Annotated in this window: 22 protein-coding genes and 1 tRNA gene; 8 read left to right on the forward strand and 15 right to left on the reverse strand. The window is 59.4% G+C overall.

Going from position 1 to position 19534, the window contains the following annotated elements:
- Window positions 1-129: 129 nt before the first annotated feature.
- The gene (locus N2601_RS15795; protein ID WP_104824689.1) at window positions 130-639 is read right to left on the reverse strand and encodes a prolyl-tRNA synthetase associated domain-containing protein; all 510 of its coding nucleotides are present in this window, start codon (window positions 637-639) and stop codon (window positions 130-132) included.
- A gap of 243 nt (window positions 640-882) precedes the next feature.
- On the opposite strand from N2601_RS15795, the gene N2601_RS15800 reads away from it, so the two are divergent.
- Window positions 883-957, forward strand: a tRNA-Gly gene (locus N2601_RS15800).
- A 143-nt stretch (window positions 958-1100) separates the two neighbouring features.
- Here the strand turns inward: N2601_RS15800 and N2601_RS15805 are convergent.
- Both N2601_RS15805 and N2601_RS15810 read right to left on the reverse strand, forming a co-directional pair.
- Entirely contained in the window at window positions 1101-1385 is a 285-nt protein-coding gene (locus N2601_RS15805) for an acylphosphatase (protein ID WP_104824690.1), read from the reverse strand.
- Between the two features lie 97 nt (window positions 1386-1482).
- Entirely contained in the window at window positions 1483-2754 is a 1272-nt protein-coding gene (locus N2601_RS15810) for an MgtC/SapB family protein (RefSeq protein WP_104825253.1), read from the reverse strand.
- Window positions 2755-2983: 229 nt separating this feature from the next.
- Here N2601_RS15810 and N2601_RS15815 point away from each other — a divergent pair, with 229 nt between their 5' ends.
- The 3 genes from N2601_RS15815 (at window position 2984) to N2601_RS15825 (ending at window position 5136) form a co-directional block, all read left to right on the forward strand.
- Window positions 2984-3340, forward strand: coding sequence for a hypothetical protein (locus N2601_RS15815; protein ID WP_104824691.1), 357 nt, complete (start codon window positions 2984-2986; stop codon window positions 3338-3340).
- Window positions 3341-3479: 139 nt separating this feature from the next.
- The gene (locus tag N2601_RS15820; protein WP_104824692.1) at window positions 3480-4121 is read left to right on the forward strand and encodes a DUF1007 family protein; all 642 of its coding nucleotides are present in this window, start codon (window positions 3480-3482) and stop codon (window positions 4119-4121) included.
- 175 nt (window positions 4122-4296) lie between these two features.
- The gene (locus tag N2601_RS15825; RefSeq protein WP_104824693.1) at window positions 4297-5136 is read left to right on the forward strand and encodes a MipA/OmpV family protein; all 840 of its coding nucleotides are present in this window, start codon (window positions 4297-4299) and stop codon (window positions 5134-5136) included.
- Here N2601_RS15825 and N2601_RS15830 read toward each other — a convergent pair.
- From N2601_RS15830 to N2601_RS15880, 11 genes are all read right to left on the reverse strand, one after another.
- A complete protein-coding gene (locus N2601_RS15830; protein WP_104824694.1) occupies window positions 5077-6411 on the reverse strand; it encodes an SAM-dependent methyltransferase in 1335 nt (444 codons plus the stop codon). The two genes, N2601_RS15825 and N2601_RS15830, sit on opposite strands and share 60 nt — an antisense overlap.
- A complete protein-coding gene (locus N2601_RS15835) occupies window positions 6411-6839 on the reverse strand; it encodes an EamA family transporter (RefSeq protein WP_104824695.1) in 429 nt (142 codons plus the stop codon). Before N2601_RS15835 ends, N2601_RS15830 begins: the two co-directional genes overlap by 1 nt.
- Window positions 6839-7984 (reverse strand): peptidogalycan biosysnthesis protein, encoded by a 1146-nt coding sequence (locus N2601_RS15840; RefSeq protein WP_104824696.1) that lies wholly within the window; start codon window positions 7982-7984, stop codon window positions 6839-6841. The genes N2601_RS15835 and N2601_RS15840 overlap by 1 nt, the downstream gene beginning before the upstream one ends.
- Window positions 7965-8780 (reverse strand): alpha/beta hydrolase, encoded by an 816-nt coding sequence (locus N2601_RS15845; protein ID WP_104824697.1) that lies wholly within the window; start codon window positions 8778-8780, stop codon window positions 7965-7967. Before N2601_RS15845 ends, N2601_RS15840 begins: the two co-directional genes overlap by 20 nt.
- Window positions 8770-9642: a fatty acid desaturase family protein gene (locus N2601_RS15850; RefSeq protein WP_104824698.1), complete on the reverse strand. Its 873-nt coding sequence runs from the start codon at window positions 9640-9642 to the stop codon at window positions 8770-8772. Before N2601_RS15850 ends, N2601_RS15845 begins: the two co-directional genes overlap by 11 nt.
- Window positions 9639-9992 (reverse strand): EamA family transporter, encoded by a 354-nt coding sequence (locus N2601_RS15855; RefSeq protein WP_104824699.1) that lies wholly within the window; start codon window positions 9990-9992, stop codon window positions 9639-9641. Before N2601_RS15855 ends, N2601_RS15850 begins: the two co-directional genes overlap by 4 nt.
- Window positions 9989-10942, reverse strand: a complete 954-nt coding sequence (locus N2601_RS15860; protein ID WP_104824700.1) for an arginase — start codon at window positions 10940-10942, stop codon at window positions 9989-9991. The genes N2601_RS15855 and N2601_RS15860 overlap by 4 nt, the downstream gene beginning before the upstream one ends.
- A gap of 4 nt (window positions 10943-10946) precedes the next feature.
- Window positions 10947-12368 carry an aspartate aminotransferase family protein gene (locus N2601_RS15865; RefSeq protein ID WP_104824701.1) on the reverse strand — a complete coding sequence of 474 codons (1422 nt, stop codon included), beginning with the start codon at window positions 12366-12368 and terminating at the stop codon, window positions 10947-10949.
- 19 nt (window positions 12369-12387) lie between these two features.
- On the reverse strand, window positions 12388-13071 hold the full coding sequence (locus tag N2601_RS15870) for an MtnX-like HAD-IB family phosphatase (RefSeq protein ID WP_104824702.1): 684 nt from the start codon (window positions 13069-13071) through the stop codon (window positions 12388-12390).
- Between the two features lie 169 nt (window positions 13072-13240).
- Window positions 13241-14620 carry a sensor histidine kinase gene (locus tag N2601_RS15875; protein WP_104824703.1) on the reverse strand — a complete coding sequence of 460 codons (1380 nt, stop codon included), beginning with the start codon at window positions 14618-14620 and terminating at the stop codon, window positions 13241-13243.
- Complete coding sequence (locus N2601_RS15880) at window positions 14617-15273, reverse strand: response regulator transcription factor (protein ID WP_104824704.1); 657 nt, start codon at window positions 15271-15273, stop codon at window positions 14617-14619. Before N2601_RS15880 ends, N2601_RS15875 begins: the two co-directional genes overlap by 4 nt.
- 239 nt (window positions 15274-15512) lie before the next feature.
- Here N2601_RS15880 and N2601_RS15885 point away from each other — a divergent pair, with 239 nt between their 5' ends.
- A complete protein-coding gene (locus N2601_RS15885; RefSeq protein ID WP_104824705.1) occupies window positions 15513-15797 on the forward strand; it encodes a hypothetical protein in 285 nt (94 codons plus the stop codon).
- A gap of 63 nt (window positions 15798-15860) precedes the next feature.
- Here N2601_RS15885 and N2601_RS15890 read toward each other — a convergent pair whose 3' ends face one another.
- Window positions 15861-17279 carry an aminotransferase-like domain-containing protein gene (locus tag N2601_RS15890; protein WP_104824706.1) on the reverse strand — a complete coding sequence of 473 codons (1419 nt, stop codon included), beginning with the start codon at window positions 17277-17279 and terminating at the stop codon, window positions 15861-15863.
- A gap of 106 nt (window positions 17280-17385) precedes the next feature.
- On the opposite strand from N2601_RS15890, the gene N2601_RS15895 reads away from it, so the two are divergent.
- From N2601_RS15895 to N2601_RS15905, 3 genes are all read left to right on the forward strand, one after another.
- A complete protein-coding gene (locus N2601_RS15895) occupies window positions 17386-18249 on the forward strand; it encodes a DMT family transporter (protein ID WP_260303195.1) in 864 nt (287 codons plus the stop codon).
- 82 nt (window positions 18250-18331) lie between these two features.
- The gene (locus N2601_RS15900; RefSeq protein WP_104824707.1) at window positions 18332-18796 is read left to right on the forward strand and encodes a nuclear transport factor 2 family protein; all 465 of its coding nucleotides are present in this window, start codon (window positions 18332-18334) and stop codon (window positions 18794-18796) included.
- Window positions 18797-18800: 4 nt separating this feature from the next.
- Entirely contained in the window at window positions 18801-19364 is a 564-nt protein-coding gene (locus N2601_RS15905) for a TetR/AcrR family transcriptional regulator (protein WP_104824708.1), read from the forward strand.
- Window positions 19365-19534 lie beyond the last annotated feature (170 nt).

Genomic DNA, 19534 nt, shown 5'->3' on the forward strand with positions numbered 1-19534 from the left:
CCTTTAAAGCATGATTCCAAAAGGAAAGAAGCAGCCTTTGGATAAAATCACGCCCAATGAAATAGCCAAAGCGACAGGCCAATTCGAAGATAGGTCCTCTCGCTCTAATCGTAGCGCTAAAATCGTATGTCAGCCCGTCACTTTCAAGACTAGCGGCGTATGACCCGTCGCCTCCATGAAACGAAGGAGATCGCCGCTGGCAATCGAGGTCGTCGCGTCGTTCGACAACGGGTGGCAATTGACGATGTCGTGCTCCATCAATTCGGCATCGATCACAAAGGTAACGTTCTTGCCTGTATCGTTGATCGCCCCGAAGGCCGTCACCGCGCCGGGAACGACACCCAGATATTCTAGCAGCTTTTCGGGTTTGCCGAAGGAGACTTTGCTGGTCGCACCGATCAGCGTGTGCACCGTCTTCAGATCGACGCTCGCATTCTCCTCGACCGTCAGTAGGAAGAAATTGTCCTTCTTGTCCTTCACGAACAGGTTCTTCGTATGCCCGCCGGGGATTTCGTCGCGCAGCGACACCGATTCGGCAACAGTAAACACCGGCGCATGATCCTTGGTGCTGTGGGAAATGCCGAGGCCATCCAGGAAACGGAAAAGATCGTCGCGGGTTTTCGGGCTGTTGTCGGTCATGAGCGTCTCGCAATAAAAATATCCCGCCCCTGATACGTCGCCCGCAAATCCTTTGCAATCTTCCAGACGACAAAGCCCGGCGTCCTGGGGCTTTCCGGCGGGCAATGAAAAAAATGCAGATTTTTCTTCGCCACCTCGTCATTTCCCTGTTGCATTTGAAAAATGGTTAGGCCATATAGCGCCCGTCGCCGCAAGACGACGCCCAGCGGTCCAACACACTACCCCGGACGGCTGCGGATATGAGCGGGTGTAGCTCAGGGGTAGAGCACAACCTTGCCAAGGTTGGGGTCGAGGGTTCGAATCCCTTCGCCCGCTCCAGTTTTCTCAAGAAAATCAGATGGTTATAATGGCCGCTCGAGGCCATTTTGCGTTTGCCGCAAGGCCTGTCGCTGAGGAGTGCCGACAGGCATCGGCGCATTTGAAGCCGTGAGAACTCCGCAAGTTTGCCGTTGCGGATGCGGCTAGCCGGTGATGCGAAACCCGGTCGGCATCTCGGCGAGAGTGGTCGGTTGCTTCTCCACGCTGGAAACCGATGCGCCGGCAGGCCCGTGCCAGAAACGCTCGATCATGGTCGAAATCGCGGCATCAGGTCCGGCGATCAAAGCGAGGACGGACCCATCCGATTCGTTGCGGACCCAGCCTGTCAAACCGAGCCTTGACGCCTCGTTGCGGGTCCAGACACGGAAACTGACACCCTGTACCCTGCCGGTTATCCGTACCAGGGTAGCCTCATAATCATCGGACATAGCCACACCCATCTGGCAACACCATTAGAATGCCAAGCTGTAAAGCGGCGCGCAAGGGATGACTGATTCCCACGGCAAACGGGTCTGGCCGATCGCATCAATCGGGCATGAAGCTGCACAGCGCGAAATAGGCGACAGCGCCCGTGACGATCGCAATGGCCGACGCTTGCGCCAGGGCCATGCCATATTCGCGCGTGCCGGACGAGAAGGCCAGGACCGCCTTTGTCACGACATTGACGACGACAGCAATGAGGATGACGTCGGCAGCTGTCTTGACGTCGATCGCAGACCCCACGAGCCGTGCGGTTGAAAGCGTGACGGCGTCCACGTCCACCAGTCCGGAAATTGCGGCCACGACGAAAAGGGCGGATGCGCCGATATAGTCGATGGTCATTTTCGATATCAGACTGATCAGCCCGAGCAATGCGGCGAACGAGAACACCATGCGCAATTCGAACGGGTTCTTCAGCTTGATTTCCGGAACCTCCGTTGCGGAGCCGGAGCGCCAGACCCAGAGGAAGCCGGCAGTCAGGAAGCCTATAATCGCCGGCACCAGGCCAGACGCCAGCGGCAGAAGCAAGTTGAAGGAAAGGGCGCTGCCGATCACCAAGACGCGGGCGAAGGACAAGGCGCCGGCAATAGCAGCCCCAGCGGCCAGATGTGCCGAGCCCTGCGGCGCCTCCTTCGAATGACGGGCGAAGGAAAGCGTCAGCGCCGTCGAGGAGACCAGCCCTCCCGCGGCGCCGGCGAGCAGGATGCCGCGGCTCGTGCCGGTCAGCTTGATGGCGACATAGCCCGCAAAGGAAAGGGCGGCGATGGTAATGGTCAGCAGCCAGAGAGAGAAAGGGTTGAGCGCTCCCCAGGGATCGAGCGCCTTATCTGGCAGTAGCGGCAGTGCGACCATGGTCATTGCCAGCAACACGAGCGCCGAACGCAGTTCCGGCCAGGTCAGTCCCCTAAGAAAGCCGTGCAGACTCTGGCGCGCGGCAAGAATTGCCGTCGTGACAACGCCACCGGCGGCCGCAGTCACAACGTCGCCGACGGCAGCCAGAACGCCCAGCCCGAAAACGACGAGAGCGGCGACGACCGAGGTGATGCTGTAATCTTCATCCTCTTTCGTTTCCTGCCACTTGCCTGCGATATAGATGAGGCCGAGCAAGACGGCGATCGTCGCCGGCAGCAATGGGCCAATCATGGACTGCAGTACGCCGGCTATTCCGCCCAGGAAACCGGTGAGGCCGAACGTGCGGATGCCTGCCGTTCTGCCGCCTGCCCGAACGTCGCGCTCCTGCCAGCCCCGCTCGATGCCGACAAGCAGGCCAATGGCAAGCGCCACACCGAGGCGTTGAAAGATTTCGCTGTGCTCCATGACATAACGATATGCCTCTTGCGCCCGCGCGCAATCCACCTTCGCCTTTCAGGAAAAACCGCGTGTTTATGGGCACCGTCGCGCTAAGGTGAACCGCATCGATCCGACAAAGTCCGGCTGCATTTTTGAGCCATGGAAACAAACGAAGACATTGAGGGAAACCAAGCGCGTTGTTTCAGGTTCTTGTTCGATACGATCTTTGCGCAATGGACAGTGATGGACCCGGATCATGATCTCTTGGGCGAAACCTCTTCTCATCTTCGAAGTCACGCTCTTTGCTGCCGCCTCGCTCGTCCACTCCGGCATACTCCTTGATGGCTATGCGCATGCGCGGGCCGCGACAGCCGAGGGGTTGATTGCGGCGGTTCTGGCTTGCGGGATCTTCGCGTGCCTCTTCCAGCCGGCATGGACCCGCTCGGTGGCTCTTGCGGTCCAGAGTTTTGCACTTTTCGCAACCCTCGTCGGCGCATTCACCATCGCCATCGGCATCGGCCCGCAGACGACGGCCGACCGTGTATTCCACCTGCTCCTGCTGCTGGTACTGATCTCAGGCTTTGTCGCCGCCTTCAGATGGAACAGTCCATAGAGTGGAGAGCTCAATCTCGGCACGAGTTCAGCACGTATCCAGCCATCCGTGACCGGAACCCGTCAGGGTCTCAAATCAGTCTCAATTGAAGTTCAGGCCTCGACACCAGAGCCACCGACGGATCACGGACAGAGCCTGAATGAAACGACTGACGATTCTGCCGATCGCGATGCTGTCGCTCCTTCCTGTCACGGCTCTTGCCCACCCGCATATATTTATCGATGCCAAGTTCGAGGTGGTCGCAGCACCGGACGGCTCGATCGCCGAGCTTCGCAATGTCTGGCGTTTCGACGAGGTCTTTTCCTCCTCGGTGCTGCTGGATTTCGACAAGAACGGCAACATGGCGCTGGATGCCGGCGAGCTCAAAGCGGTGGGAAAGACGGTCAGGAATTCGCTTGCGCAATACAACTACTACACAAACGTCACCAGTAACGGCAAAGCGGTCGCGATGGCGAAGCCCGAGGCGATACAGGCGGATTATAAGGACAACGCCCTGATACTGACCTTCTCGCTAAAACCGCTGCAGAAGACCTTCCTCAAGGGAACCACGATTTTCGGGATTTACGATACGACGCTTTATACCGCGGTCGATTTCGCCGCGGACAGCGACATGGCCACCTCCGGAGAGGCATTTGCCCGCTGCAAGCGCAAGGTGGTGAGGCCCAATCCCAACGAGATCATCGCGCAGAACCAGGCGACGCTCACCAGTATGTTCTTCAACGACCCGATGGGAACGAATTATTCGCAGCTCGTAGCGACGAGGCTGGAGGTCCAGTGCTGAAATCGCCGTCGATCTGAGGAGCCAATCCGGTCGAAATGCAGGTGCGGAACAGCCTTAACCACCACCCCTGCTCAAGTTTTTTCTATTTTTGGAACCGCAGGCCGTGCTAGGAATGCGCGCGGGGGCGATCTGCCTGTAAATCGGTGTGGGGCGATCAGGGACGGGTGTTGGCAGAATGTTCAGCGTCAAAACATCTTTCGCCAGCGTCTCGGCGCTTGCCGGGATAGCTCTGCTGGCGACATCCGCAATCGGCGCGCTTCCGGCACTGGCGCAGGAGGCGGCGAAATCTTCGTCGAGTACCTGGATCGTTACGCTTGGCGGCACGGTGGAATACGGCCCTTCCTACGAAGGATCGAAGCATCTCTCCTTCAGCGGCATGCCATCCTTCGACTTTCATCGCCTTGGCGAAACGCAGGACTACAGCGCTCCGGACGACAACATCGACTATAGCCTCTTCGAGGTTGGCGGCATCGAAGTCGGTCCGGTCGTCGGCCTGAGAGGTGGGCGCTCGGCATTTGACGATTCCAGTCTGAACGGCCTGCACAGGGTTCACTGGAATTTTGACGCCGGTGCGTTCGCGCAATATTGGCCGATGGAAAATCAGTTGCGGCTGCGGGCTGAGACGCGTCAGGCATTGTGGGGCGGCGACGGCCTCGTTGCCGATCTGTCGCTCGACTGGTTCCAGCCCGTTGGAGATAGCTGGCTTCTGTCGGCGGGTCCGCGCATGTCGCTGGCGAACTCCACCTATATGCGCAGCAATTTCGGAATCACCGCGAGCGAGGCAGCGAAGAACGGCCAACTCGACTCCTTTGACGCCAGCGGCGGCTTGAAATCCGTCGGTTTCACGGTGGCCGCGACCTATACGATCTCGCCCGCCTGGAGCGTGCAGGTCTATGATAAATATAGCCGCCTCGTAAGTGATGCAGCCGACAGCCCGATCACCTCGCAGATCGGCTCACCCAACCAGAACGTCATCGGCTTTACGCTCAACAGAACGTTCGATATCCGGTTTTGAAGCCTGCTGCGCTTCGTTGCGGGCGATGTAGTCCCGCGTGACCGGAACGATGTCGTTGTGTTTGCTGATCTGGATCTGGAAGACGACGAGATCTTCATAGCGGAACGCAGCTTCCGCCGTCGAAAGATAATATTCCCACATGCGGCAAAAACGCTCATCATAGAGTTCGGCCACTTCGCCCCAGCGCGCCATGAAACGCTCGCGCCAGTTGGCAAGCGTCCAGGCATAGTGCAGGCGCAGCACTTCGACATCGGTGATCGTCAATCCCGCTGCCTCGACCTCCGGCACGATCTCCGAAAGTGCCGGAATGTAACCGCCGGGGAAGATGTATTTGTCGAGCCAGGGCGTGGTGAAGCCGGGCGTTGCCGAACAACCGATAGTGTGCAGCACCATGATACCGTCATCCTCGAGCAATTCGGCACATTTGCGGAAGAAGGTCCGATAGGATGACAGGCCGACGTGTTCGAACATGCCGACCGAGACGATCCTGTCGAAATGACCCGTCAGGCTGCGGTAGTCCCTGAGCGCGAACTGAACCTCCGCCCTCGATCCCTCCACGGCGCCCTGCAACCGTTTCGAAGCATAATCGTGCTGCTCTTCGGACAGGGTGACGCCGAGGACATAGCCGCCCGGTGCCTGCTCGGCCAGGTGCAGGGCAAGGCCGCCCCAGCCGCAGCCGATGTCGAGAATGCTGTTGTCCGGCTCGATCGACAGCTTGGCCGCCAGATGCCTTTTCTTCGCTAGTTGCGCCTCTTCAAGCGATTGACCGGGATGGGCGAAGTAGGCGCAGGAATATTGCCGGTCCGCATCCAGAAAAAGCTCGTAGAGCCGCCCGTCGAGATCATAGTGATGCGCGACGTTCGCCCTGGAACGCCCCGGCAGATTGCGGTGACGGAAAATCCGCAGCCTCGTGCGGATGTGATCGATGACACGGGCAATGAGCGGATGCGTGCTGTTCTGCGCCTCCCGCAGCATCATCGCGACGAAATCGTAGAGCGAGCCCCGTTCGACAAGAAAACGGCCATCCATGTAGAGTTCGCCGAGCCGCAGGTCGGCGTCGACAAGGAAAGCCCACTGCGCGCTTGTGTCCGTGAAGCGAACATGCACCGGCTGACCAGTGGCATCGCCGAAAGTCAGGACGCGGCCGCCTGCGGTCGTCACCGTCAGTGATCCCCGCGTTACGATGTGCGACAGCGCGCGTCTCAAGCTCCAGTCCGCAAGGCCGGACGCGATGCTGACGCCCTTGTTTTGGTCTTCAGCTTGCAATCGGGACATCACTTATCCTTACCCGTGTCGGTACTGAGCGAACCGCGCTTTGGCGCCCAGCCATTTTGGTCTGAGGTTTCGCCCGCAGCACTTGCGATCAGCCAGACGCCCGTCAGGATCAATCCGCTGCCAATGACCTGCAGGCCGACGACGGGCTCGCCGAAGACGAACCAGCCGGTGGCGATGATCAAAACGTAGCTGATGCCGGAAAGGGGGAAGGCCCGGCTCAGATCAAGCTCGGAAAGTACATTCATCCAGATGAAGAAGCAGAGGATCTCGGCGGCGATCGCCGCCAGGATCCAATGCGACGTGAGCGCCTGCCACAGCCAATCCGCTCCGCCGTCACCGTCCAATTGCGCGGCTCCATGCTTGATGAAGAATTGGTACAGCGTGTTCAACACCGGCACCGCCAGCCAGGATAAGCGCATCGACATCATCAGCCCGCCTCATCTGTCGAAAACAGCGGCGAAACCAGCCGCAATATTTTCTGGAGAACCGGATTGCGGTGGCGAAAGAACATCGCATTGGCGGTGAGCTTGCTGCCGAGCCGCATCTTGTTTTCATAATAGGCCTGACCGCTCTGGTAACGGCCTATGCCGTGCTCCAGGCAATAGCGCAGATTGGTGAACCAGCTCAGGAAATAAAGATTGTAGGGCCGCCCCTCTTCGCCATCCATGCAGAAGAATTTGTCGATGGCGGCGCGTCCGTCATGGACGATCAGATTGGCAGCAAGAAGCCTGTCATCGACGAAATAGAAGGCGCAGAAAGAGCGACCGTCCATCCGGGAAAGGATTCCCTCGAAGTAACCGGCCGTCAGTTCCTCGAACTGCCATTCGCTGCGATTGCGTGTGTCGTGGTAGAGCCTCATGACCTCGGGCAGGAAATCGCCGAAATCCGTTCGAATCTCGACCCTGACCCGCGCAAAGGATTTCAACTTGCGGCGCATGTCCTTGCGCGTGCCGGAAGAGAGCCGGGCGAGATATTCGTCGATCGTCTTAAAGTCGATATCGAGCCAGGCGGTCGGCAAGCCGCCGATCATGGCGTAACGGCGGGCCGACAGCGGTCCGTCTAGCGCGGGGGCAACCGGCTGGGGAATGTCCTTGAGGCCCATCAGCGCGCAATCTTCCGTTGCCGCAAGCTGTTCGAAGAATGACAGCAATTCGGCAAACAACACCTCGCGGCGTTCCGGCGGCACATCGGGATGAAAGCCGACCGCGCCCGTTTCCGTGCAGGGAGAGCCAAGACAGGCGAGGCGCAGCGTCAGGAAGCCAGCAAAGCGCTGCCGCACCCACCGTATGCCCCTGCGCAGCGCGCCCTCTTCCAGAGTCGTGTCCAGGGCATAGGGGCAGAGGAAAGCCGGCATTGCGGCGCTGATCCGCCCGTCCTCGGCGACCGTGATGTAGCGCCATTCGAAGCCTTCGATACCGGCCTCCTCGATGGCCAGCAGGCAATCATAATCCTCGACCTGATCATGAAAGCAGGCGTTCCAGGCATCGCGGCCGATGGCGCGAATGCTGAAATGCACCTCGGCGACCGGATCGCGCGCCGGCGTCGGCGAAGGACTAAGCGAGCGCTGAAGCATGGCTCGCCTCGAAGAAATCGGCGGTGAATTCCGCGACCTGCCGGTGCTGACGATCGACGTGGATCATATGATAGCTGTCCTTGATCCACTTCAGCTCATGCGGGCCGCCAATGTGCTCGGAAATGTAGCGGGCGTGCCTCGGATTGCTGAGATCGTCTTCCTCCGCGTGCAGGATCAAGGTCGGCACGCGAATGTCGGGCAGCACGCCCCGCAGCGTCTTGCCCAAACGGTGCATCTCGACGATGCCGCGGCCAGGGAATTTTTCTAGCATGCCTTCGCCCGCCATTGCCTCGACCATGCGGCGCAAACGCTCGTCCTTGATGCCAAGGGATGAATTCTCTTTGAAATTGAGACGGTCGAGGAAGGGAATGCGCGATAGCCAGCCGATATGCGGCGACAGCAAAGTGTAGTGGCGTGGCACGTCCCAGCCGTCATAGTGGAAGCAGGGCGAATAGATCGCCACGGCCTTTATGAGATCCGGGCGGCTATTGGCGGCCAGCATCGACAGCTTGCCGCCCACACAGATGCCTGCCGCGAAAATATGCTGCGTGCGCCGCGCCATGAATTCCGCCGCCTGTACCACGCTGTTCAGCCAATCTTCCCAATGAGAGAGCCGTAACGCCCTGACATCCTCGCCGTGACCTGCCAGCAGCGGTGCGTGGACGCTGAACCCTCTGCGGTTGAGCTGACGCGCGACAAGCTTCATTTCGGCCGGCGCACCCGTTAATCCATGAATGAGGAGCACGCCTTTGCCGTTGTTTCCTTCGAGAAAGAAACTCAATTCCTCAGATTTCATGGGAAAGCTCCGCCTGCCGGTTTTCCTTGGCCATGAAGCCAAGGGCGTGGCAGGTGCTGATGACATGCGTGCCGGCCTTTTCCTGCTCTTCCTTGATCTGCTCGTGCAGCGTGCTCAGCTTCGTCCAATGGGTCCGCGGCCGGTAATGGTGCTCGGCATGATAGCCGTTGCCGAACCACAGCCAGTTGTAGAACGACTTGTGGCTGCTGACGCCCCAGGCGATCGGCTCGTCCGGATCGCCGTTCAGATGCTCGTAATAGCCGTTCAGCGACGACAGGCAGTTGCCGAAATAATAGAAGGGCACGAAGAACAGCACGGCCTTCCAGTCATAGATCAACGCAATTGCAGCAAGGCCAAGGAAGAAAAAGAGCTCGAACCGGCCCCATTTTGCATCGAACGGCCGCGTGCGGGCGATAGCCTTGTGAATGTCGCCGAGACTGTCCCGAAAGAAGCTCAGAAGCGTATAGGACCACACATTCTCCGGCTCGCCGTTGCGGCCGTGGCGATAGATCGACAAGAGATCGATCGTATCGCCCTTTTCGTCCGGCCGATCGCTGTTGCCGGAGTGATGGCGCATATGCACCCAATGATAATAGGTCTGCGAGAAGCCGATCGCGACCGATTCCAGCAGGCTGAACGCGTAGTTCATCCAGCGCGGCTTGAAATAGGGCGTGTGGATGAAATTATGGGATATGCTGTTGATATTCCACGAGATCGACACTGCATACAGGCAGCCGAGGACAGCCGAGAGCCATAACGGCCGGCTTTCGAAACCGACGATCAGATAGATGTCGAAAGCGAGATGCGCCACAGCGGCCAGAACCGGCGCGGCATCCCATCTGGTGTGCGCAAAGATTTTCATAGTCCGGTTACTCCCACGCAAGCCACGCCGGCGGTCACGAGGAACACACCCGTCGCGTGGCGGAGGTTGATATTTTCTTTGAAGATCAGGGCCCCGGCGAAGACGATGACGACATAGCTCAGCGCCATCAGCGGAAAGGCGATGGATAGGGGGACGTGCTCGAGCACGGCGGTCCAGGCGAGCAGCTCCACCGCCCAAAAGAAGATGCCCAGCCATGTCACTGGCTTGGTCAGCGCCGAAAGCAATGCGTTTTCGCTTGCCGACTGCTTGAAGCAGACCTCGCGCGCCGTTTCCGCCAGCACGCAGAAAAGGATCAGGCCGAGCATCGGAAGGGTCAGGCTGCCGCTCATGCCATGTACTCCGCCAGGACCTCCAGCAGCGCGTGGTTTGCGGCACTGTTGATATTTCTGATCGTTTCGGCCCTTGGCCGGATATGCGGCTGGTCGATAAAAACCTCGGCCCTTTTCAAAATCCTGGTTTGAAAACTGCCGGCATAGCTCGGGGCCGAGTAGTCGCCGATGACGTCTGCGCCGATAATGCGATGGCGGTTGCCGATTTCGCTGATCAGCGCCAGCAGGTAGGGCAGCCGCATACGGCCCTGGTCCCAGTTCGTCACGGCGTCATCCGCCACCAGCACATCCTTGTCGATCGTCAGATAGACCGCTTCGGTGCGAATCCGGCTCAGCATCCGGTCGATGAAATTTTCCTCGCCGATCTCGGAAATGGATTTCCAGTGCAGGGCGCCCTTCTCCTGCCGATAGCTGGCGCCGCTGCCGTATTCGGCCAAAACACGGCTCGGCGGATGTTCATAAGGATAGAGCTCCAGCTTGCCTTCGCCGAGCCAGTGCAGATTGGCGCCTTTGCGCTCCGGGCTGCGAAGGTCGTGACTGCAAACGCCGATGGTGATGACCTTTTGGATATGGCGGTTGGCCAGCGCGCTGTTGACCCAGGAGCCGCAATGCATCCCGCCATTGAAGGTGACCCAATCCGGATGATTGTCGAAATGAATGAGCGTCGTCGCAATGGACTGCCGCTCCAGAGCCCCATCGAGAAGCAGCGCCGTCACATGATGAAAGTCGCCGGAGCCCATGAAACAGAGCTGCGGATCCTTGCCGATTGCGGGCGTGTTCCGGACGATGTTGCGGCCGAGTTCGGCAAGCGCCTTCTGCTTGCTCCAGAGCCGCACCGCCCTGCCGGTTCCTTTATCGGCATATTGGCACGCGCCCGCAAACTTGCAGGCGCGCACGAAATCTGGCTGCAACTCCAACGCATCATCGAGATGAAGAAGAAGGAGTTGCACCGGTCTATCTCCGGGCTGCGCGCGTGAGAAGCTGATCGAGCAGGGCAATCGCCAGATCGATCTCCTCGCGGGTGATGAGCAGGTTCGGCGCGAAGGTGATGACGTTCTTGTGGTAGCCGCCGACGTCCAGCACGAGGCCGTACATCTTGGAGCCGACCTGAATGTCGCCCTTCATGCCCTCGTCGCAAAGCCAGTCCATCGTCGCCTTGTCCGGCGTGTAGCTGTCGTCCTTGCAGATCTCCATCCGCAGGGCCAAGCCGAGACCGTCGACCTCGCCGACGATGGCATGGCGCTTCTGCAATTGTTTCAGCCCATCGAGGAAATAAGCGCCCTTGGCCATGATGGCCGCGCCGAAATCCTCCTCTTCCAACATCTTCATGGTTTCGAGAGCCACGGCGGTCCCCATCGGGTTGCTGGCGAAGGTGGAATGTGTCGAACCGGGCGGGAAGATTTCCGGATTGATCATCTCTTCCCTTGCCCAGACGCCTGAAAGCGGATTGAGCCCATTGGTGATCGCCTTGCCGAAGACAAGAGCATCGGGGGAAACGCCGAAATGCTCGATCGACCAGAGCTTGCCGGTGCGGTAGACGCCCATCTGGATTTCGTCGACGACGAGCAGGATGCCGTGTTCGTCCAGCACCTTCTTGAGTTCGATGAAGAAGTTCATCGGCGGAATGACGTAGCCGCCCGTGCCTTGGATCGGCTCGATGTAGAAGGCGGCATATTCGGACTTGCCCGCCTTCGGATCCCAAACGCCGTTATATTCGCTCTCGAACAGACGGGCGAACTTCTGAACGCAGTGATGCCCGTACTCTTCCTTCGACATGCCCTTCGGGCCGCGGAAATGATAGGGAAATTCGATGAACTGCGCCCGATCCCCGAAATGACCGTAGCGGCGGCGGTAGCGGTAGCTGGAGGTGATGGCCGAGGCGCCGAGGGTGCGGCCGTGATAACCGCCCTCGAAGGCGAACATCAGGCTCTTGCCGCCGGTATAGTTGCGCACCAGCTTCAGCGAATCCTCGACGGCCTGCGAGCCGCCGACGTTGAAATGAACCCGCCCCTTGCGCCCGAACTTGCGTTCGGCGTCCTGGGCGATCATGGCCGCCAGCTCCACCTTTTCCCGGTGCAGATATTGCGAGGCGACCTGCGGCAGCCGGTCGAGCTGCCGGTGTGCGGCGGCATTCAGGCGTTCGTTGCGGTAGCCGAAATTGACGGCGGAATACCACATCTGCAGATCGAGGAACGGCGTCCCTGACTGGTCGTAGACGTAGGAGCCTTCGCATTCCTCGAAGAATTTCGGCTTTGCCGTATAGTGGACCGTATCGCCATGGGAGCAATAAGCCTCCTCAAGGATGCGCAACTCCGCCTCAGATTTGACGGGCGATTGCATCTCGCCACTGAAGGCTTCGACTACATTGGTTTTCATTAATGCCTCTCGGTCTGGTTCACGCGATCTTGGAATGCAGCAGCGCGCGGTGCTCCCGTGCGGCACTGGGAAGAATGGCTTTCATCTTTGGAAGCAGGTCGGCGAAATTGTCGAAGCCGACATAGGAAATGCCGCGGTCATCGCAGTAATCGGCGAGCTTGGCTTTTGCGAAGACGAGATCGACCTTGTCGGCAACACAGAAATCGCTTCGCCCATCGCCGATGTAGATCTGCAGTTCAGTTCCCCTGACAACCCGGCATTTGCAGACGCCTGAACCGGACATGCAGCCGGCTGCCGTGGGCGACGGAGAAAGAGAATACAAGTCTCGGCCATGAGCGAAGCGATAGGTGAGGACGTTGGCGACTATTCTGAGGTCGCCGATGCCGTGACGTGCCAGGATATGGCGAATGAAATAGTCGACCCCATCGCTGACGATCGTCACGGGCAGATCACTGCGGTTGCAGTATGACAGGAAACCCTCAAAGCCGGGGTCGATGGACACCCCGTCCAGGAGAGCCTCGAGATCTTTGCGGCTCGCCTGCACGAGGGCGATCTGCCGGCGCATGCATTCGCCCGACCCTATCAGCCCCTGTTTCCACTGCTGTTCTATGTCTTCCCATTCGGAACCGGCGAAACGGGACAACACCATATCCGTCGCGTCTTCGATGGATATGGTTCCATCAAAATCGCAAAACACCTGCATAAAAAAACCCTTTCGCCTTATCCTGAAGTTGCGTTTAGCAACCACGGATGAGCCAGGCATGAGGGCAGGATGATGCGAAAATGAAAAACGAGCAGCCCCACGACTTCGTGAAAAGCTGAACCGTCCAGCGATGAGCACCGAGCGCTCGGATGGGTATATAGGGGTCGCTCTATTGGTTTTTGGGCAACCGCAGATCGACCCGCAGGCCGGTGCCCCAACGCGGCGTCAATAGCTGGATTGAGGCCGCCAGCCGGTCGGCCGTATCGGCGACGATCGCAAGACCGAGGCCGGCCCCTTCAGTGTGAAGCGTATTGAGCCGATAGAATCGCTGGAAGACCGCAGCACGCTCATCGGGCGGTATGCCGGGCCCGCTGTCGCTGATCGATATCAGCCAGAGCGCGTTTTCAGAGGAGATCACGACTTCGATCTTGCCGGCAACGGGTGTGTATTTGATGGCATTGTCCAAGAGGTTGCCGATCATCATGCGCAGCAGCGATTCATCCGTTTTGACTTGCGCCGTCTCGTCGCCTTCCAGCAGGACATCAAGCTGCCTGCTGGTGATGATATTGCCGAATTCCGCCAGAACAGACGCCACCATATGGTAGAGCGGGACGGGTGTCGGATTGAGGGGATGATGGCTTACCCTGGCCAGCCGCAACAATTGCTCGATCAGATGTGTGGCGCGATTGTTGCTGGCCACGAGGTCGGCGATGATCGTCTGCCGTTCCTGCTCGCTGTCGGTGTTGCCCAGCATCTGCAGCAGCAGCTTCACGCTCGCCTGCGGGGTGCGCAATTGATGTGCCGCAAGATCGGAGAAGCGCCGCTCGAGGGTCAATGAGTGACCGAGTTTCTCCAAAAGCTGATTGATTGAGCGGCCGAGCGGCAAGAGGTCACGCGGCAGGCCCTGGACAGGGATGGCGGAGAGATCGTCGGGCGACCGGGTGCGAATCTGGCGTACTAGCCCGTGGATCGTGCGCAGGCCGCTGTTGATGCCAAGCCAGATGAGGAAGCCGATGACCGGCACCAGCACAAGCAGCGGAAAGAAGAGATTGAGCAGGATGTTGGAGACCAACGTTTCCCGCAGGGCGATCTTCTCGCCGATCTCCATGACGATGGTCGTGTTCGGTATCGGCAGCGAGTAGACCCGCCATTCCTCTCCCTTATAGGTGAGCGTGGTGAAGCCGACCTTCTGCTGCGGCACATCGGACTGGAACGCCGTGCTGCTGTAGAAGCGAATACGGCCATCCACCCAGGCGCGAAACATGTGGGCGTCGGCATAGTCGTCGGCGTCCTCATTGAAGGATAGCTGGTTGTCCATGTTGAAGTCGATGTCGTCGATCTTCTTCGGAGAGCGGTCCGGCGATCTTTCCAGAGGGCGACGCAGCAAGCTCCAGATAACGTTCGCGTCATCGATGAGCTGGGCATCGTAGATATTGTTAATCTCGCGCGTTGCGCTGTTGAACGCGAAGGCGCCGATCACCACGATCGTCACCGCCACGACCGGCGCTATCCTGAAGAAGAGTTTGCGGGTTAGCGTGGACCTGATCATCGTTCGATCATGTAGCCGACGCCGCGGATCGACTTGATGAAATCGGTGCCGAGCTTTTTGCGCAGGTTGTAGATCGTCACCTCGATGGCGTTGCTTTCGACGCTGTTCTCGGCATCGTAAAGCGCATATTCGATATCGTTCTTGGTCACGTATCGGCCGCTGCGCTCCATGAGCAGCTTCAGCAGATGGAATTCCTTGGCGGTGGTATGAACCTGCGCGCTGCCCTTGCGGGCGACCATCGCCGACGGGTCGACCTCGACATCGCCGCATCGTATGAGGCTTTCGGTTCGCCCATCGCGGCGGCGAATCAGCGCGCGCAGGCGGGCAAGCAGTTCGTCGAGATCGAACGGCTTGACCAGGTAATCATCGGCGCCCTCATCGAGCCCCTCGACCTTCTGCCGTACCGCATCGAGCGCAGTCAGCAGCAAAACCGGCACCGCATTGCCCCGCTGTCGAATGCCTCTCAGCACCTCCATGCCATTGAGCTGCGGCAGGTTGATATCGAGAATAACAGCCGCGAAATGCGAATGCTGCGCAGCTTCGAGACCGGACTCGCCATCGCGCATCCAATCGACACCGTAAGCGTGTTTCTCCAAAGCCTTCTTGAGGGATGATCCGAGAATATTGTCGTCTTCAACAAGCAGAACACGCACGGTCGATCTCATTTTGCCAACGGGGATTAGAAAGCCGATGTGAACCGCAATTGAAGCGGCCTTGTGGCGGAGCTATACTGTGATGCTTAAGTTCAGCAAGACCTGCAAGAGCGTATTAGAGCTGCTTCCCAGTGTCCGATTGTCTTTCCCATCCCTCTCTCGGCATTCGACCCTATCCAAAGACGTTTGGTCTGCATGTCTTGTCCGTAGACTGCGGGCGGAGCTGAGGCTGCAGGGACATGAAAACGTTCGCTCTTGTCGTTCCGTCGCTGATCTCAATCACCTTCGCCCTTTCCTTCACCGCCTTCGCCGCGAACACCGCAACCACGGGAAGCGGCAATTCCGCGCCATGCGCCAAAATGGTGGAGAGTATCAATAATGGGTTGAAGACATCGGCGATCAGCGCCGCCGACAGAAAGCGGGCAAGCGCCCTGGTGGCTGAGGGTCTCAAGCGTTGCAAGGCCGACGACTATTCCGGCGCCAACAGCTATTTCATCGACGCCTTGAAGATGCTGCATAAGTAATGCATCCGGCACTCCCGCTGGCCGGATTGTCATCGCCTGGGACCGGAGCGGGAACGCCGCCGCTCATCCGGCCCCCAATCTCCGCATCGACGCCGCCAGGACCTCGAAAATGCGAGCATCCGTTGATTGCGCAACATTGAAGCGGAGGAAATTGCTTGCCGCATCCCTCTGGCTGAAGGCATTGCCGGGTGCCAGGATGATGCCTTCGGCGAGGCAGGCGCGGGCGACGTCGGCCGCATTCAGCCCCTCCGGCAGCCGGCACCAAAGGAACATGCCGGCCTGTGGCTTCAGCCAGGGCGTGATGCCGATTGCCTCCAATCGGGAGATGGTTTCGCTCATGGCCTTGGCAAGCCGGACTCGCAACGCCTCGATATGCTTGCGATAGCCTCCGTCCTTCAGGGCCGAGAACAACAGCTCGGCCCCCAATTGGCCACCGCTGAAGTTGGTGGCGATCTTCAGATCGACAAGGCCGTCGATCCAATCCCGCCGCGCCGCGATGAAGCCGCAGCGCACCGAGGCCGACAGCGTCTTCGAGAAGCTGCCGATATGGATCACCCGATCGAGCCCATCATAGGCGGCAAGCCGCGGCGCCGGCACGTGCTCGAAATCGGCAAAAATATCGTCTTCGATGATGATCAGGTTGGAAGCATCCGCCAGCTTCAACAGGCGATGCGCCGTCACCGGCGACAATGCGGCGCCGGTTGGGTTGTGAACGGCGGAATTGGTGATGTAGAGGCGCGGCTTATGTCTTTCGAGTGCCTCGGCAAACCGCTCGATATCCGGCCCTGTCGGCGTGAAGGGCACGCCGACGATATTGGCCCGGTGCGCCCGCAGGAGAGCGTGGAAATTGAAGTAGCAGGGATCGTCGACCAGCACGGTATCGCCCGGTTCGAGCAGGAAACGGCAGAGAAGATCGATGGCCTGCGTGCCGGATTCCATGAGCATGATTCGATCAGGCGACGCCGTAATGCCGTGTTCGCCCATGCGCCGTGCCAGAAGCTGCCGCAACGGCGGCAGGCCGAGCGGTGTTCCATAGTTGGTGAGAATGTCGCTCCCGCCGGTCCGCGCCAGGGTTCGCATCGCTCGACGCAGCGCCGCTTTCGGCATCCAGGAGGGCGGAAGCCAGCCGCAACCGGGCTTCAGCACAGCATCGTCCACCTCCAACGATTGCCGCGAAATCCAGAGCGGATCGACATCGCGTTCGAGCGGCGGAGCGATCTCCGACAGGGAAAGCGGCGCGAGCGGCCCACAGACGTAAAAGCCGGAACCGGGCCGCGAGCGGATGACGCCCTCGGCCGCCAGCCGCTCATAAGCCTCGACCACGGTGGAAACGGATACCTGCATCGTCCTGGCGAAGCTGCGCACCGAAGGAAGCCGCGCCCCCGGCACCAGGCTGCGTGCGGCAATGCGATTGGAAATCGCCGCCATCACGACCTCGATGCGCGTGCCGCTGGCCCCATTCGTTACAATGGTATCGTTCATCCGTACTGCACCCCACACCATAACAGTTTGCAAAAATTGTACTGCGCCGTCTCTGGAATGACCAGCCGACTTCGCCGATACCGGCCGATAAACTTGGAGCATCGGAATGGACAAGACGACAAGCGGCTGGATCTATGGAATGACGGGCGTGCTGATCTTCAGCGGCTCATTGCCGGCAACACGGGTGGCGGTGATGGATTTCGATCCCGTCTTCCTGACGGTCGCCCGCGCGGCGATTGCCGGCATTCTCGCGTTGTGCCTGCTGCTCGCATTTCGGGAGAAGCGACCGGTTCGCAACGATATCATCCCTCTTGCCATCGTGGCACTTGGATGCGTCGTCGGTTTTCCGCTGCTGACGGCACTGGCGCTAAAGCACGTCACCTCGGCGCATTCGATCATCTTCATCGGGTTGCTGCCGCTTGCCACGGCCATATTCGGCGTATTGCGCGGCGGTGAACGGCCGCGGCCGGCCTTCTGGATATTTTCCGCCGTTGGCAGCGCCATCGTCTGCGGCTATGCGCTGGCCCAAGGTATCTCCGCCTCGCCGGTCGGCGATTTGCTGATGCTGGCGGCAATCCTCGTTTGCGGGCTCGGCTATGCCGAGGGCGCGGTGCTGTCGCGCCGGCTGGGCGGCTGGCAGGTCATTTCCTGGGCGCTCGTCCTGTCGCTGCCGGTCATGATCGCGCTTTGCCTCTTCACCATGCCGCAGGCGATCGGCGGCATCGGCGAGCCGGCCTGGATCAGCCTGATCTATGTCTCGCTCTTCAGCATGCTGATTGGCTTCATCTTCTGGTATCGCGGATTAGCACAGGGCGGCATTGCTGCCGTCGGGCAACTGCAGTTGCTGCAGCCCTTCTTCGGCCTGGCGCTCGCCGCTACCTTGCTGAAGGAAAGCGTCAGTTGGTCCATGCTTGCGGTGACGCTCGGCGTTGTCGCCTGTGTCATGGGCGCAAAGAAATTCGCGCGATAGCCTCCCGAGAAAATCAAATTCGCTCTTGCTCTACTAAACCGATCGGTCTAGAATAATCTTATCGGTCCAAAAGGAGCAAGCTATGGCCACCCCACTCGTGCCGCCGTTTACCCGCGAAACCGCTAACGCCAAAGTCCGCATGGCCGAAGACGGCTGGAACAGCCGCGATCCCGAACGTGTCTCGAAGGTCTATACCGAAGACAGCCAGTGGCGGAACCGCGCCGAATTTCCGCGCGGCCGCAAGGAAATCGTCGAATTCCTCACCCGCAAATGGGCCAGAGAGTTGGACTACCGGCTGATCAAGGAACTATGGGCCTTCGACGGCAACCGCATCGCCGTGCGTTTCGCCTATGAATGGCGCGACGATAGCGGCCACTGGTTTCGCTCCTATGGCAATGAAAATTGGGAATTCGACGCCGAGGGCCTGATGCAGCGCCGCTTTGCCTCGATCAACGACATGCCGATCAAGGAAGAAGACCGGAAATTCCATTGGCCGCTCGGCCGCCGTCCGGACGACCATCCAGGGCTTTCCGATCTCGGACTCTGAGACGATGACACGCACCATCTTCGAAAAATCGGACGCCATCATCCTCGTTGCCGAAGTCTTTCGTGAACTCGGCTACGAGGGTGCATCGATGAGCAACATCACGGCGCGTACCAAACTGTCGAAGGGCAGCCTCTATCACTTCTTTCCCGGCGGAAAGGAGGAGATGGCGGCGGAGATCATGGCCAATATCGACGCCTGGTTCGTCAACGAGATGTTCAAGCCGCTCGAAGAAGACGAACCGCACGCCGCCATTGCCCGCATGTGGGAGACAACAGACACTTATTTCCGCTCCGGCCATCGCATCTGTCTCATCGGCGCCTTCGCGCTCGACGAAACACGCGACCGTTTCGCAGCGGCGATCCAGACCTATTTCAACCGATGGATCGAAGCACTTGCCGGCGCTTTGACGAGAGCGGGCCTCAAGACGGCAGAAGCAAATGCGCTCGCCGAAGAAGCGGTAGTCGGTATCCAGGGCGCACTGATACTTGCGAGAGCGCTGGGGGACGACGCGATTTTTGGGCGAACGCTTCGACGGTGGCGGGAGCGGGTGGAAGCCAAGTTGGGGTGACCCGGCTGCCTATTGTTCTGCCGCTTCTTCCGCTGTCCAGAATGCAAGGCCGCAGAACAGGATCGTCGTGCCGATATCCAGAATTTTTGGCACTTTGCCGAGAATGAACCGGTCGCGTAGCAAAGAACGAAGGAAACAAGCGCGGCCAGGAACAGCGCTACGGTCGGGCC

Source organism: Rhizobium sp. CB3060, from assembly GCF_025200735.1.
GTDB lineage: Bacteria > Pseudomonadota > Alphaproteobacteria > Rhizobiales > Rhizobiaceae > Rhizobium.

Excerpts from the sequence above, each read along its gene's own strand:
- N2601_RS15815 (WP_104824691.1), top strand. The coding sequence starts at position 2,984 with ATGATCTCTTGGGCGAAACCTCTTCTCATCTTCGAAGTCACGCTCTTT.
- N2601_RS15875 (WP_104824703.1), bottom strand. The coding sequence starts at position 14,620 with ATGATCAGGTCCACGCTAACCCGCAAACTCTTCTTCAGGATAGCGCCG.
- N2601_RS15850 (WP_104824698.1), bottom strand. The coding sequence starts at position 9,642 with ATGAAAATCTTTGCGCACACCAGATGGGATGCCGCGCCGGTTCTGGCC.
- N2601_RS15825 (WP_104824693.1), top strand. The coding sequence starts at position 4,297 with ATGTTCAGCGTCAAAACATCTTTCGCCAGCGTCTCGGCGCTTGCCGGG.
- N2601_RS15865 (WP_104824701.1), bottom strand. The coding sequence starts at position 12,368 with ATGAAAACCAATGTAGTCGAAGCCTTCAGTGGCGAGATGCAATCGCCC.
- N2601_RS15870 (WP_104824702.1), bottom strand. The coding sequence starts at position 13,071 with ATGCAGGTGTTTTGCGATTTTGATGGAACCATATCCATCGAAGACGCG.
- N2601_RS15890 (WP_104824706.1), bottom strand. The coding sequence starts at position 17,279 with ATGAACGATACCATTGTAACGAATGGGGCCAGCGGCACGCGCATCGAG.
- N2601_RS15885 (WP_104824705.1), top strand. The coding sequence starts at position 15,513 with ATGAAAACGTTCGCTCTTGTCGTTCCGTCGCTGATCTCAATCACCTTC.
- N2601_RS15805 (WP_104824690.1), bottom strand. The coding sequence starts at position 1,385 with ATGTCCGATGATTATGAGGCTACCCTGGTACGGATAACCGGCAGGGTA.
- N2601_RS15905 (WP_104824708.1), top strand. The coding sequence starts at position 18,801 with ATGACACGCACCATCTTCGAAAAATCGGACGCCATCATCCTCGTTGCC.
- N2601_RS15795 (WP_104824689.1), bottom strand. The coding sequence starts at position 639 with ATGACCGACAACAGCCCGAAAACCCGCGACGATCTTTTCCGTTTCCTG.
- N2601_RS15900 (WP_104824707.1), top strand. The coding sequence starts at position 18,332 with ATGGCCACCCCACTCGTGCCGCCGTTTACCCGCGAAACCGCTAACGCC.
- N2601_RS15845 (WP_104824697.1), bottom strand. The coding sequence starts at position 8,780 with ATGAAATCTGAGGAATTGAGTTTCTTTCTCGAAGGAAACAACGGCAAA.
- N2601_RS15855 (WP_104824699.1), bottom strand. The coding sequence starts at position 9,992 with ATGAGCGGCAGCCTGACCCTTCCGATGCTCGGCCTGATCCTTTTCTGC.
- N2601_RS15835 (WP_104824695.1), bottom strand. The coding sequence starts at position 6,839 with ATGATGTCGATGCGCTTATCCTGGCTGGCGGTGCCGGTGTTGAACACG.
- N2601_RS15830 (WP_104824694.1), bottom strand. The coding sequence starts at position 6,411 with ATGTCCCGATTGCAAGCTGAAGACCAAAACAAGGGCGTCAGCATCGCG.
- N2601_RS15810 (WP_104825253.1), bottom strand. The coding sequence starts at position 2,754 with ATGGAGCACAGCGAAATCTTTCAACGCCTCGGTGTGGCGCTTGCCATT.
- N2601_RS15820 (WP_104824692.1), top strand. The coding sequence starts at position 3,480 with ATGAAACGACTGACGATTCTGCCGATCGCGATGCTGTCGCTCCTTCCT.
- N2601_RS15840 (WP_104824696.1), bottom strand. The coding sequence starts at position 7,984 with ATGCTTCAGCGCTCGCTTAGTCCTTCGCCGACGCCGGCGCGCGATCCG.
- N2601_RS15895 (WP_260303195.1), top strand. The coding sequence starts at position 17,386 with ATGGACAAGACGACAAGCGGCTGGATCTATGGAATGACGGGCGTGCTG.